Annotated in this window: 12 protein-coding genes; 4 read left to right on the top strand and 8 right to left on the bottom strand. The window is 64.5% G+C overall.

Annotated features, from left to right (window positions below; all coding sequences use genetic code 11):
• Nucleotides 1–161: 161 nt before the first annotated feature.
• The 8 genes from J2850_RS25900 to J2850_RS25865 all read right to left on the bottom strand — a co-directional run bounded on the left by J2850_RS25900 (nucleotide 162) and on the right by J2850_RS25865 (nucleotide 9,646).
• Nucleotides 162–932 (bottom strand): HNH endonuclease family protein, encoded by a 771-nt coding sequence (locus tag J2850_RS25900; protein ID WP_209988495.1) that lies wholly within the window; start codon nucleotides 930–932, stop codon nucleotides 162–164.
• Nucleotides 933–1,085: 153 nt separating this feature from the next.
• Nucleotides 1,086–2,030: an SDR family NAD(P)-dependent oxidoreductase gene (locus tag J2850_RS25895; RefSeq protein WP_209988492.1), complete on the bottom strand. Its 945-nt coding sequence runs from the start codon at nucleotides 2,028–2,030 to the stop codon at nucleotides 1,086–1,088.
• 441 nt (nucleotides 2,031–2,471) lie between these two features.
• A complete protein-coding gene (locus J2850_RS25890; RefSeq protein WP_209988487.1) occupies nucleotides 2,472–3,641 on the bottom strand; it encodes a phosphoserine transaminase in 1,170 nt (389 codons plus the stop codon).
• Between the two features lie 117 nt (nucleotides 3,642–3,758).
• A complete protein-coding gene (locus J2850_RS25885) occupies nucleotides 3,759–4,175 on the bottom strand; it encodes a hypothetical protein (RefSeq protein ID WP_246513555.1) in 417 nt (138 codons plus the stop codon).
• Between the two features lie 165 nt (nucleotides 4,176–4,340).
• Nucleotides 4,341–4,697, bottom strand: a complete 357-nt coding sequence (locus tag J2850_RS25880) for a hypothetical protein (RefSeq protein ID WP_246513553.1) — start codon at nucleotides 4,695–4,697, stop codon at nucleotides 4,341–4,343.
• Nucleotides 4,698–4,798: 101 nt separating this feature from the next.
• On the bottom strand, nucleotides 4,799–6,424 hold the full coding sequence (locus J2850_RS25875) for an EAL domain-containing protein (protein ID WP_209988484.1): 1,626 nt from the start codon (nucleotides 6,422–6,424) through the stop codon (nucleotides 4,799–4,801).
• 427 nt (nucleotides 6,425–6,851) lie between these two features.
• Nucleotides 6,852–8,957: a putative bifunctional diguanylate cyclase/phosphodiesterase gene (locus tag J2850_RS25870; protein ID WP_246513551.1), complete on the bottom strand. Its 2,106-nt coding sequence runs from the start codon at nucleotides 8,955–8,957 to the stop codon at nucleotides 6,852–6,854.
• Between the two features lie 488 nt (nucleotides 8,958–9,445).
• Nucleotides 9,446–9,646: a zinc-finger domain-containing protein gene (locus tag J2850_RS25865; RefSeq protein ID WP_209988480.1), complete on the bottom strand. Its 201-nt coding sequence runs from the start codon at nucleotides 9,644–9,646 to the stop codon at nucleotides 9,446–9,448.
• 177 nt (nucleotides 9,647–9,823) lie between these two features.
• Between J2850_RS25865 and J2850_RS25860 the strand changes: the two genes are divergently transcribed.
• From J2850_RS25860 to J2850_RS25845, 4 genes are all read left to right on the top strand, one after another.
• A complete protein-coding gene (locus J2850_RS25860; protein WP_209988477.1) occupies nucleotides 9,824–10,822 on the top strand; it encodes an ABC transporter ATP-binding protein in 999 nt (332 codons plus the stop codon).
• Nucleotides 10,823–10,886: 64 nt separating this feature from the next.
• Nucleotides 10,887–11,804 carry an alpha/beta hydrolase gene (locus J2850_RS25855; RefSeq protein WP_246513549.1) on the top strand — a complete coding sequence of 306 codons (918 nt, stop codon included), beginning with the start codon at nucleotides 10,887–10,889 and terminating at the stop codon, nucleotides 11,802–11,804.
• A gap of 109 nt (nucleotides 11,805–11,913) precedes the next feature.
• A complete protein-coding gene (locus J2850_RS25850; protein ID WP_209988471.1) occupies nucleotides 11,914–12,096 on the top strand; it encodes a hypothetical protein in 183 nt (60 codons plus the stop codon).
• A 136-nt stretch (nucleotides 12,097–12,232) separates the two neighbouring features.
• Complete coding sequence (locus J2850_RS25845; RefSeq protein ID WP_209988468.1) at nucleotides 12,233–12,472, top strand: hypothetical protein; 240 nt, start codon at nucleotides 12,233–12,235, stop codon at nucleotides 12,470–12,472.
• The last annotated feature ends 135 nt before the right edge of the window (nucleotides 12,473–12,607 follow it).

Here is a 12,607-nt window from a genome sequence, read left to right as displayed (position 1 = left end):
CCTTGAACTCCAAACTTCGCTTCTCTCCCATCGGTCCTCTCCATCAGAGAACCGGAACACTTTAACTCTGTCTCAGTTTCGGGGGGCACTCCAGGACCTCATTCCTGTTTCATCCGGTTTCAAACGTTCCATTCGCCGGCGCATGCGAAGGGTTGGGCTGGTCAGTGTTGCGATGCGGCGGAGGTCCGGCAGTCGTCCAGGATGTTGCCTATGGTGACCCGCTCGCGCTCATCCATGCTCAATCGCCAGCGCGCCTTCACCAGAACCCAGTCGGCGACATAGAGGCAGATCGCGTCGCGCTTGGGCGGCAGCCACTCCTCCGGCCCCTTGGAACCTTTGGCCCGGTTGGCCTCGCGGCTCGACACCAGCAATGTCAGCGGATCGCTCAAGTCGTTGGCATAGGCAGCGCGCCGCTCGCGGCTCCAGTCATAACCGCCGCTGGCATAGGCTTCCTCAAGCGGCACGCGGTGATCGATGTCCAGTTGTCCAGGATCGGTATAGCGCTCGCCGGTGTAGGGATCGACCCAGTCGCCGGATTTAACGCCGCAGCCTTTCGCATCCAGCGTCGCCGGGCGCCGAGAGTCGCGGATCAGCACCTTCTCGCGCGCATTGAGGCAGCCGCCGTCCAACGCCAGCCAGTGAGGCCACTCGTCGCGGTCATACCCCGTCCGCCGCTCGGGCTCGACCGTGACGGTGTCGAGCTGGCGGGTGACCTCCGCATAGTCGATACGATCGCCGGGCCGGGCCACCACCGGCGGCGGCGGCTCGCCGGGTTCCTTGCGGGGCGGGCGCTGCCGGTGGGAGTCCTGCCCAAGCAGGCGGTCGAGCGTCCCGGGCGGCAGCAGGTGCACGCGCTCCGCCAAAGCGATGACGGCGAGAGCCGCCAGCACGATGAACAGGCCCCGCAGGGTCAGGGAACGGCGGCGGGCCATCTACCGCTCCTCCGTTCCGCGACCCGCGCCCTTATGGCCGGCCTTTCCGGGGACCTGACGGAAAACCATGCACCGCACGCACGTCAAATCCCGCACTCCCCGGATGCCGCATACTGGAGGATGTCATACCCGTTGGAGGCACGGATCACAACCTCACGGCATCCGGCCGGTCAGCGTTGCGCTCAGCCCTTGGAGCAGGCCGATCTGACAGGCTGTATCGAAGGTCATGCGCATCAGCGACGGATCGCCGATCGAAATCCGGATGTCGCCGGCCCGCGGTTCGGCATGGCGGCGGCGGACGGTGCTGCCGCAAAGCTCCTGCAGGACTTCGAGGAGCATCACCAGCGACGTCGCACGGCCGGTGCAGAGATTGTAAACCTCCGCGCCGCAGAAGCGGCGCTCCATCGCCAGCGCCATGATCCGCACCACATCGCCGACGAAGACGAAGTCGCGAACCTGCTGGCCGTCGCCATGGATTTCGACCGCCTCGCCGCGAGCCACCCGCCGGGCGAAGATCGATATCACGCCGGAATAGGGCGACATCGGATCCTGTCTGGGACCATACACATTGAAGAAGCGGAAGCCCACCGTCGGCACACCCTGGATCGACCAGGCAACGCGGGCATGCATCTCGCAGCCCAGCTTGTCGACGCCATAGGCCGACAGCGGTCGCGGCAGGTCATCCTCCTTCAGCGGCGTGTTGCTGTTGTCGCCATACACCGCCGCGGAGGAGGCATAGATGACCGGCACCGCTCCTCCCCGCTTGGCGTCGCGCGCCGCCTCGAACACGGTGACGGTGCCGAGAAGATTGGTGCGATGGGTTTCCGCCCAAAGCTCACGCGACCTCTGGACCGACGCCACGGCGGCCAGATGGAAGACGCCATCCACCCCTTCGCCCTGGTCGCCTGCCATGGCGTCACGCACCGCATCCGGGTCGGCGACGTCCCCCACCACCAAGCGTGCCGCCGACGGCTTGTTCTCAAGCAGCCCGCTGGAGAGGTTGTCGAGGATCGTCACCCGGTGCCCATCGGCGAGCAACCGGTCCGCCAGATGCGAGCCGATGAATCCGCAGCCGCCGGTAATGAGATAATGCGCCATGATCGGCCCCCGTCCCCTTGCCCGTGCAATGGCTGCGCCAGCGGATGCGGCAACGCCGCGAAGTCAGTGCGTAAGGTTCGGCGGGCAGCCGGGCAATCACCAGACCATCTTCGGGATAGAGTCGGCCGCAACCGGCTAGGTCCGCACCTCCTTCGGAGCCTGCATCAGCCGAATCGAACCGTCCGACAGCATGACGGTTTCCGGACAGGCAGGACCGCTTGTTCAACAGGCTTATCCACCATGTTGTCCACGGTTCTGTGGATAACCCCGGTCAAGCAGCCGCGCTCGGGCGTCGCGTCGGCAAGGCCACAGTGGTGCAGATTTGCTGCGAAATGGGCCCTGGTTTATGTTGCACAGCACAAAAACAGGAATGCAAAAGGCCCGTCTGGTGGCATTTCTGCCACTGGACGGGCCTTGGGGAACAGCCGGCGTGAAAAGCGCTTATCCCGGCTTGCCACCGATCATCTCGGCCTTGACGGTGGAGAACGCCCAGTCAAGCCAGGGAAGTATGGCCTCCATGTCCTCGTTCTCCACCGTGGCGCCACCCCACAGGCGCAGACCTGGAGGGGCATCGCGGTAGGAGCCGGCATCGAAGGCGGCCTCCTCCTTCTCGAGGACGGCCGACATCTTCTTAGCAAAGGCGGCCTGCGCCTCCTCCGGCAGGGCCATGACCTCCGGGTCGGTGAAGCGCAGGCAGATCGAGGTGCAGGACCGGGTGGCAGGCTCCTTGGCGAGGAAGGCGGCCCAGGGGCTTGCCTCTTCCCACTCGGCGACGATGCGCAGGTTCTGCTCCGAGCGGCGGATGAGCTGGGTCAGGCCGCCGACCGACAACGCCCAGCGCAGCCCGTCGATGGCATCCTCCACACACAGCATCGAAGGCGTGTTGATGGTATCGCCCTCGAAGATGCCTTCGATCAGCTTGCCGTTCTTGGTCATCCGGAAGATCTTGGGCAGCGGCCGGTCGGGCTGGTAGCTCTCGAGCCGTTCGACCGCACGGGGGCTCAGCACCAGCATGCCATGCGCCGCTTCGCCGCCGAGGACCTTCTGCCAGGACCATGTCGCCACATCGATCTTGCTCCAGGGCAGATCCATGGCGAAGGCCGCCGAGGTGGCGTCGCAAATGGACAGACCCTGGCGATTCTCGGGAATCCAGTCTCCGTCGGGCACGCGCACGCCGGCGGTGGTGCCGTTCCAGGGAAAGACGACGTCACGGCTGAAGTCCACCGCCGACAGGTCCGGCAGTTCGCCGTAGGGAGCGATCATGGTCCGCACGTCCGGCAGCTTGAGCTGCTTGGACACGTCGGTGACCCACTCCTTGCCGAAGCTTTCCCAAGCCAGCATGTCGACGCCTCGCGCGCCGAGCATCGACCACAACGCCATTTCCACCGCACCGGTGTCGGAAGCCGGCACGATGCCGATCCGGTAGTCGCCGGGAATGCCGAGCACGGCGCGGGTAAGGTCGATCACCTCCTTCAGCTTGGCCTTGCCCGGCTTGGAGCGGTGGGACCGGCCGAGCAGCGCGCCATCCAGCGCATCGAGCGACCAGCCCGGACGCTTGGCGCAGGGGCCGGAGGAAAACAGCGGGTTGGACGGGCGGAGGCTGGGCTTCATGGCTGGCTTCCTTCCGGGAGTCGGACCCGGAATCGCGATGGTTCGGAGGTCGCGACCTTAGAAGCTGCTTGCTCGTCCGTCAATCAACCGGGCGTCATCGGGCCGGGATCGGCCCGGTCAGCGCGTCCGGGCGATGCGTCCGCCACGGTAGGTCCAGGCGGCATCGCCGCCGCCGGCCGGCACCGGCATCGACACCGTCAGCGTATCGCCGTCGATCGTCACCTGCGCGGCATCGCTGCAGGATCCGAAGGGATAGGATACCACCGGCTTCGGGCCGCCAATCTCGATGATCCGGAACCGGGTCGGGCAATCCTTGGTGCCGCTGTCGGCCTGGAACAAGGCGATCCAGCGGTCCTTCAGGGAGTAGGCACCGACGAAGGACAGCGCTTCGCTTTCGGTATCGTCGAAGATGGGCGTATCATCCACCGACACCCGGACGTGCTTAGGACCGACGTCGGTCATCGTCAGGATGGTATTGCCCAATGCCGCGGTCAGGCGCGGCTCGGCCGCCTGCGCCGGCAGTGCGGCGATCAAAAGGCTTCCCGCCACCGTGGCGCACAAACTCCAAACCCGCAAAGGCCGTCTCCCTGGCTCCCGCGCCCCGGCGGGGCGGCGTTCCGAACGGGGGGCACCATAATGCGCCGCACGATCATCCGGAAGCCGTCCTTTGCACCGAGCCGCCTGGAGGTGAGCCGGGCATCAGCGGATGTTGACGCTGAAGCCGAAGCCCGGCGCCACCGGCGGGGCATAGATGACCGGGGGCGGAGCGTAGATCACACGCGGTGGCGGCGGCGGAGCGATGATGACCGGACCCGGCGCGTAGACAACGCCGCGCTCGCGCCAGTGATGATGCCGTGGGCGATCCCAACGGCGCCACTCAGGCCCACGTCCAGGCCCGTACCACTCGCGGCCATGATCACGGCCCCAGTAACGATCATCATGAGCCGCTGCAGGGCTGATGGAAGCACCCAGCATCGATCCGGCGACCAGCGCGCCCAGCATGACGGCCTTCAAACCAAAAGAAAATCTGCCAGACATCCCGGCTTCCTCCTGCAATCGGGGAGCTTTCCTCACCCCATGCCCGAATGAACGTGGCCACCGGAAATTTCATTCCATTCCAGATGAAAAGATTTTGACCTATGACTTTCGCCAGAGCTTTACGACCAGCTATCTTGGAAACCCTGTCGCTTCGCCGGCGCAGCGAACAGACTCGGCGCCTCATAGGAGGGGCGGTCGGTGGGCCGTCCAAAATGGTAGCCTTGTGCGAGTTCGAACCCCCAGGCATTGAGCTGCCCGGCTTGATCCGCCGTTTCGACCATCTCGGCTATGACCTGGACGCGGATCTCCTTGCAGAGGGCGACCATCGCCCGCAGGATCGCGTCGTCTCGGGGGCTTCCGCCCAGACGCTTGACATAACTGCCGTCGATCTTCACGAAATCGACGGGCAAGGCCTGGATGTAGGGGAAGGATGCGGCACCGGCGCCGAAATCGTCCAGGCAGATGCGGTGACCTGCACGGCGCAGATCTTCCAGGATGCGAGCGGCCCTTGGCAGGTCTGTGAGGTCGGTGGACTCCGTGACCTCGACCAGCAGGCGCGATCGCAATCCTGGCTGCCGTCCCACCAATCTCTGGAAGGCTACGATGAACAGGTCGCTGCTGAGCGAGGCTGCCGACATGTTGATCGCGATCTGCAGGGACTTATTGCCTGCCAGCACGTCCAGCGCCTTCTCGCAGACCAGCAAATCGACGTCATGAACCATGCCCACCTGTTCGGCGAAGGCGATGGTAGGCCCCGGCGCCCCATGCGGAAAGCGGGCCAATGCTTCGTAATGATGCAACCCGCGCGTCGCCAGCGTAACGATCGGCTGGAACTGCAGCTTCAGGCGGTCGTCCGTCAAGGTGGAGCGCAAACTGGTCACCCGAGTCACCGTCTGGTCAACCAGCAGCTTGACGGCGTCGTGCATGGTCGTGATGTCCAGACTGGCCGTCTCCTCGGCGAAGCTCTTCACCGTGAACATCAGAACGCGGCCAGCATCTTCGCGGCTCAAGCCCGGTGCCGACATGTCGAGCGTCAGATTTTGCGCATGCACCGGAAGAGCATCGGGCGAGAGGCCGGTCGCGGCAATCGCGATTTCTCCTGCCAGCGTATTCGCATCCACACCTTTGCCGTGAACCAACCCGAACCGGTCCTCTCCCAGTCTGGTGGCCAACGTGTCATCGGCAGCGTGCATACGCAACAGCGCTCCCACCTCGCTCAACAGGCGGAGCGTCATCTCCGATCCCAGTCGCGATTTGACCTCGCCGAAGTCGGCGATCTTGATCAATGTCAGTTTCGGAGGAGCATCACCGACATCCACGCCAAACCGCTCGCCGAGCTCCGCCTGGAAGGCGTCGGCATCGACCAGACCGGTTTCCGCATCGCGGTTCGGTTGGGCTGTTTCCTTCCCCTGGCTTTCTGACCGCGTCAGGGTCAGTTGCACGTTGGGCGACAATCCAAGGCGATAGCCCGACAACATGGCGGCCACGCCGCCGGTCAAGGTCACTCCCCAGGTTTCCAGGCGCCGGTTGGACCCGGCAGTCCGCAACAGACGTCGCACCAGACCGCGATCACCGGTCGCCAACACACGCTCAATCGAGTGCCCGATCAACTCGGCATCGGTGGTGCCCAGCAGGTTTTGCAGCGCGCCTGCGGCGAATGTGATGACACCTTGTGCATCGACCTCGATCAACACGTCGGCATTGGCGAATGCGAAGCCGAGAAACCGTGCGACGTCCGATGTCATAGTGCCTCAGTCAGAGATCGGCGGTTGGCGGGTGAAGATGGCTGCATCTCCGGTGGGATGGCCACAGCCTTTTCAGTCTACTGAACGTTCGCATTTTAAACGTAAAGGAAACACTACCGCGGCCGCAAGTCTATAGCTTGGCCGCCAGCCGGGTCGAGATGGTTCGCTTCGGAAGGAGCCATCATCTGGAGCGTGTCGTGCAGCAACGGGAGCGCGCGCCACACTGAACAGCAAACCTCCATCCCACAGGTCGAGTGAAGGTCGCTGCACCGGTAGACAGTCAAAAGTCTTCGATCGCTTTTCCATCAAGGCAAAAGAGCAGAAAAAGGCTCCGCGGGATATGCACCGCCGCCACCTGGAGGACGGCCCTCAATACGCCCTTCCCGGGCGCGACAGCGGCAGTACCGCGCGACTCGCGAGCGTCGTATCAGGTTGGAGCCATTGCGGCCGTCATGAAGCGTTCGAAGTCGACAACCGGCAACGGACGGCTGATCAGATAACCCTGGATGCGGGTACAGCCTTGCCGGCACAGCATGTCTGCCTGCTCTTCGGTCTCCACACCTTCGGCAATGGTATCGAACCCCAAGCTGCCGGCAAGATTGACGATGGTGCCGACAATCGCCGGGTCGGTGGTGGATTTGACGATGTCACGGACAAAGCTGCGGTCGATTTTCAGGGTGTCGATCGGAAAGCGCTTCAGGTAAGCCAATGACGAGTAGCCGGTCCCGAAATCATCGATCGACAGCCTGACACCGATATCCTTCAAGCCATTGAGGATCAGCACGGCCTTTTCGATATCGCCGATCATGGCGCCCTCGGTCAGTTCCAACTCCAGCCTGTCGGGAGGGATGCCGGCCGCCTCGACGACACTGCGCACGAAGCCGACAAGGCGAGCATCCTGGAACTGGCGTGGAGAAAGGTTGACCGAGACGGAAGGAACGGGCAGGCCACGGCGAATCCAATCGGAAAGCCGACGGCATGCCTCAACGAGCGTCCAGGCGCCAATGTCCCATATCAGGCCGGTTTCTTCCGCCAGGGGGATGAATTCGGCCGGACTGACGATCCCGCGGATGGGATGACGCCAGCGGATCAGCGCCTCCGCCCCGATGAGCCGGTTGCCGACAAGGTCCATCTTCGGCTGAAAATGCAGTTCGAACTCCTCACCGCCACCAGCCCGTCGCAGGTCGCTCTCCAGCCCCAAGGTGAAGCCGGAGCGCTCACGCATGCCCCCGTCGTAGAAAACGTACCTATGCTCCGGGTTGCGCTTGGCATGGTACATGGCGAGGTCGGCATTGCGCAGCAACTGGTCCGCGGTTTCCCCATCATCCGGATAGAAGGCCAAACCGATCGACGCGCCGCAAAACAACTCCTGGTTATGAACGGCAAACGGCTCGTCCATCGAGTAGAGGATCTTCTCGACCAACCGAGCGCCGGCGGACTGGTCGGCCGCATCGGGCGCCACGATCAGGAACTCGTCACCCCCCAGGCGCCCGACGGTATCGGACATGCGGGTGCAGTTCCGCAACCGGCGCGCCACGAGCTTCAGCAGGTCGTCACCGGCATGATGGCCGAGCGTGTCGTTGACCTGCTTGAAGCGATTGAGGTCTAGAAACGCCACGGCAACTTTGCTGTGGTTTCGCTGGGCCCGCGCGATGGCCTCCTCAAGCCGCTCGCATACCAGCCAGCGGTTGGGCAGGTCGGTCAGCCGATCGAAACTCGCTTGGTAACGGATCTGGTGTTCCTGGGACTTCCGCTGGCTGATATCGGCAATGGTGAGCACGTAATGCTCCAGCACGCCGTTGGGCGCGCGTACCGAGGTCACCGACAATGCTGCCGCGAAAGCATCGCCCGAATGGCGGAAGCTGGTGACCTCGCCCTGCCAGCGCCCGGCTTGGCGCGCAGTGGTCCAGATGGTGTCGATGAAATCGCGTTCGTGTGAGCCGGGAGCAAAGAGCACCAGCGGGCGCCGCAGCAACGCCTCACGCTGGAACCCGGTCATCGCCTCGTAGGCGGGATTGATCGCCTGGACCGTCAGTTCCGGATCGACGATCAGGATTCCGTCGGCGACGCTGTCGAAGACCGTGGCGAGCAACCTGATTTTCTCTTCGTGCTGCTTACGCTCCGTGATGTCTTGAACGGTACCTTCATAGTACCGGATGTGCCCATCGGCATCACGGACGCACCGGGCACTTTCCGCGATCCAGATGATCGATCCGTCGCGTCGGAAAACCCGGGCCTCGAAGCTATGGACACGATCCTGACGCGCCATCAGTTCGGCAAAGGCTTCACGCTTTCCGGGGTCCACATAAAGCTGGCAGGCGATATCCGTGAGGTTGTCGGTCAGGTCCTTGGGTGAATCGTAGCCGTAGATGTCCGCCAGCGCGGGGTTGACCCGCAGATAACGGCCGTCGACGGTGGTCTGATAAATGCCTTCGACGGCATTCTCAAAAATACTTCGATACTGCTCTTCCCTGTCCTGACTCATCATGCGCGCCTCGTCCGACGCCAAACCGGAAGTATCCAGAAACAACATCAGCCTACTACTCAGACAACAAGTGTGGAACTGCCAGCCTTTCGCACTGCGTCAAAGCAGACGCCGTTGCGACGACAGCCATCAAGCATCAGCACCTGCACTGTCTCATAGGATGAACTGAAAATATAACAAAAAGGTAACTTCGAGGCCGCATGCGAGCGTATTTCCGTGACACGCCCGAAGCAAGCCTCTGAAAATCCGTTATCTTTTCGGGAGAGCCACCGATTGCCGAGCTTGCTGCGCTGCCGTCACAGGACAGTACCCTCAGCGCCTCCACCTCGTCTTCATCACAGTGCGGAGTGTCTTTTTTTTGTTCAGTCCCGCACAGCTATTGGGCATTTTCGGCCAGCAGTATTCCATCAAGACTGAAGACAGGCAATTTGCCCCTGCGGCTTTATATCGCAATGCCAAGTGCTCGGTTCTCCTGGCCGGCACGGCGGCCGCTGCCGGCCGCCCGTGACCTGGCGGGCCGGCCGGCGACCGTGCGCTCAGTGGCAGTGGGAGAGCTTGGCGCCTTCCTTCAGCTTGTAGAGGCGCGAGCAGTACGGGCATTCGACCTGCCCCTCGCGGTCCAGCGTCAGATAGACCAGCGGATGGCCGAGAGCACCGCCGCCGCCGTCGCAGCCTACGGTCGAGGTTTCAACAAGGATCGTCTCGGTCGGCTGCTGGGTCGCCTGCATGGCAGTCATCCTCTGTTTTGACAGGCGCGCCGGTTCACGCCATCGTGGACGCGCCCGCTTCCCGGATCCCCGGAAGGGTGCCGCGCGCGCGGGCCGGATGATACCCATCGCGCGACGCGGATCAACGGGGGAACCACGGAGCGGCGGACCTTTTTCGCCAACCGCAATCATCATGGTTCGAGACCAATGGCCGCGCCCACCGACACCCCGACGTCCATTCCGCTCCCCGCCAACGCGGTCGAGCTGCGCGGACTGACCAAGGTCTACCAGCCGACCGGCAAGGCCGGCCCGAAGCATGCGCTGAAGGGCATCGACCTCGCAATCCCGCGCGGCTCGCTGTTCGGGCTGCTCGGCCCCAACGGCGCCGGCAAGTCGACGATGATCAACATCCTGGCCGGGCTGGTGAACAAGACCGGCGGCACCGCCAGCATCTGGGGCCATGAGGTGGCGGACCACCCGCGCCGCGCCCGCGCCTCGATCGGCGTGGTGCCGCAGGAGCTGAACATGGACCCCTTCTTCACCCCGCGCGAGATGCTGGAGCTGCAGGCCGGCCTCTACGGCGTGCCGAAGGGCGAACGGCGGACCGACGAGCTGCTGGCCGCCGTCGGGCTGTCCGACAAGGCCGACGCCCACGCCCGCTCGCTGTCGGGCGGCATGAAGCGGCGGCTGATGGTGGCCAAGGCGATGGTCCATACCCCGCCGGTGCTGATCCTCGACGAGCCGACCGCCGGCGTCGACGTCGAGCTGCGCCGCCAGCTCTGGGACTATGTCCGGCAGCTCAACAAGGCGGGCACCACGGTGCTGCTGACCACCCACTACCTCCAGGAGGCGGAGGAGCTGTGCGACACCATTGCGATCATCAACCATGGCCAGGTGGTGGCGTGCGAGCCGAAGACGACCCTGCTGCGCCGGGTGGACAACAAGGCGCTGTGCCTGACGCTCGACCGTGACCTGACGGCGGCGCCGGCCTCGCTGGAGGGCTACACCGTCGAGCTGCCGGAGCCGCGGCGGATGGTGGTGCGCTACCAGCCGAGCCGGCAGAAGGCCGGGGCCATCCTGTCGGCGCTCGCCGCCTCGGGAGTCGGGATCGTCGATGTCACGACCGAGGAGTCGGATTTGGAGGATATATTCCTCCAACTGACGGGTGGTGCGCACGGCGACACGGGAGTAATCCATGCGGCATAGCGGATTGGCGGCTGTTCTGGGGTTGGGGCTACTGCTTGGCGGCTGTGCCGCGGATTTCCAACCGATGGGAACGGCCGTCGTCCAGCCGCGGATGACCGAGCGCACCCTGATCGCCGCGGACGGGTTCGAGCTGCCGCTGCGCTCCTGGCTGCCGCAGGATGGCCGGGTGCGGGCAGTGGTGGTGGCGCTGCACGGCTTCAATGACTACTCCAATGCCTTCGATGGCGCCGGCCGCGACTTCGCTGCCAACGGCATCGCCACCTATGCCTATGACCAGCGCGGCTTCGGCGCCACCCGCGAGCGCGGCGTGTGGGCCGGGACCGCCACGCTGGTCGCCGACGCCCGCACCGCGGTGGAGACCGCCCACCGCCGGCACCCCGGGGTGCCGGTGTACCTGATGGGCGAGAGCATGGGCGGGGCGGTGGTGCTGACCGCGATGGCGGGCGAGAACCCGCCCGACGTCGCCGGCACCATCCTGGTCGCCCCCGCCGTGTGGGGCCGGCAGGCGATGGGCTTCTTCCCGCGCGCCGCCCTGTGGATCACCTACAACCTGGTGCCGGGGATGGTGGTGCACCCGCCCCGCGACCTCGACATCCATCCGTCCGACAACATCGAGATGCTGCGGGCGCTCGGCCGCGACCCGATGGTCATCAAGGGCTCGCGCGTCGATGCGCTGGAGGGGCTGACCGAGCTGATGGGCGCGGCGCTGGACGCCTGCCCGCACCTCCGGGTGCCCTCCATGGTTCTGTACGGCGCCCACGAGGAGGTGCTGCCGCCCCGCCCGGTCGAGCGGGCGCTGCAGGATTTCGAGGCCGGCGGCCGGCATGTCGTCGCCGTCTACCCTGACGGGTATCACATGCTGCTGCGCGACCTGAAGGGGAAGCTGGTCGTCGACGACATCGTCGCCTGGATCGGCAACCCGAAGCAGCCGCTCGCCAGCGGCGCCGACCGCGCGCCGCGTGCCCTGCTGGCCGCGAAGTAACGCCCGTCCAGCGCCCCTTACGTCACAGTATTATCACACCCGCATCTGTGATGATTTCTTGACCGTTGCTGTTCTCACACCACCCCGCTGACTGCAATGACGGATGGCGATGATGAACGACAACACCGCTCCCGCCTTGCGGCTGTCCCCGACGGAAGTCCGGGATATAGCCGACGAGTTGAAAGTGTCGCCATTCTGGGTCCGGATGGCGCTTCTGTTTCGTCCGGCAAACCGAACCGCCCTGGTGGCACTGGTCGTCTGGGCCTGTGGATTGCCCGTTCCGCCTACCTGATCTATGCCTTACATGGGTTGGACCGCATCGCCGAAAGTGCAGTATCCCTTAGCACCAAAGCACCTCTGCCGCTCCCGACTGTTGAAGGATAAGGTACCGCATAAGCGGGCACCGAGCGCCGCCGTCGGGAGGAACCATGCACAGCGTCGAACCCAAGGTAAGTCCGTCGACACCCGCCCATATCGCCACCGCCCAGCCTTCGCCGATCCAGGGTATGGACAATGTCCAGGTCATTGCCGACCGCTACGGCTGGTCGACGCCGATGGCCCGCTGGTGGATGAGCTTCGCGTCCTGTTCCGTCGGTCATAAGCCGGAGGCGATGATCGCCTTTCTCGACAAGACCGTCGGCGGCGTCACGATGATACGCCGGCGCTGACGGACAGCACAGGGATTTCGGAAAAAACGGCCTTGCGGGCGGGTGCCCGCGAGGCCGTTTCGTTTTTGGGGTCCCTGGCGCTGCTGCCCCCTCCCCGACCCTCCCCCGCTTTCGCGGGAGAGGGAGTGGGATGAA

Origin of the sequence: Azospirillum picis, from assembly GCF_017876115.1 — a bacterium.
Classification (GTDB): Bacteria; Pseudomonadota; Alphaproteobacteria; order Azospirillales; family Azospirillaceae; genus Azospirillum; species Azospirillum picis.
This window is presented reverse-complemented; position numbering and strand designations above follow the sequence as displayed.

What these genes read in the sequence shown, in the direction of transcription:
- J2850_RS25850 (WP_209988471.1), top strand. Translation starts at nt 11,914, where the DNA reads ATGATGAACGACAACACCGCTCCCGCCTTGCGGCTGTCCCCGACGGAA.
- J2850_RS25890 (WP_209988487.1), bottom strand. Translation starts at nt 3,641, where the DNA reads ATGAAGCCCAGCCTCCGCCCGTCCAACCCGCTGTTTTCCTCCGGCCCC.
- J2850_RS25875 (WP_209988484.1), bottom strand. Translation starts at nt 6,424, where the DNA reads ATGACATCGGACGTCGCACGGTTTCTCGGCTTCGCATTCGCCAATGCC.
- J2850_RS25865 (WP_209988480.1), bottom strand. Translation starts at nt 9,646, where the DNA reads ATGACTGCCATGCAGGCGACCCAGCAGCCGACCGAGACGATCCTTGTT.
- J2850_RS25860 (WP_209988477.1), top strand. Translation starts at nt 9,824, where the DNA reads ATGGCCGCGCCCACCGACACCCCGACGTCCATTCCGCTCCCCGCCAAC.
- J2850_RS25895 (WP_209988492.1), bottom strand. Translation starts at nt 2,030, where the DNA reads ATGGCGCATTATCTCATTACCGGCGGCTGCGGATTCATCGGCTCGCAT.
- J2850_RS25855 (WP_246513549.1), top strand. Translation starts at nt 10,887, where the DNA reads ATGGGAACGGCCGTCGTCCAGCCGCGGATGACCGAGCGCACCCTGATC.
- J2850_RS25900 (WP_209988495.1), bottom strand. Translation starts at nt 932, where the DNA reads ATGGCCCGCCGCCGTTCCCTGACCCTGCGGGGCCTGTTCATCGTGCTG.
- J2850_RS25870 (WP_246513551.1), bottom strand. Translation starts at nt 8,957, where the DNA reads ATGTTGTTTCTGGATACTTCCGGTTTGGCGTCGGACGAGGCGCGCATG.
- J2850_RS25845 (WP_209988468.1), top strand. Translation starts at nt 12,233, where the DNA reads ATGCACAGCGTCGAACCCAAGGTAAGTCCGTCGACACCCGCCCATATC.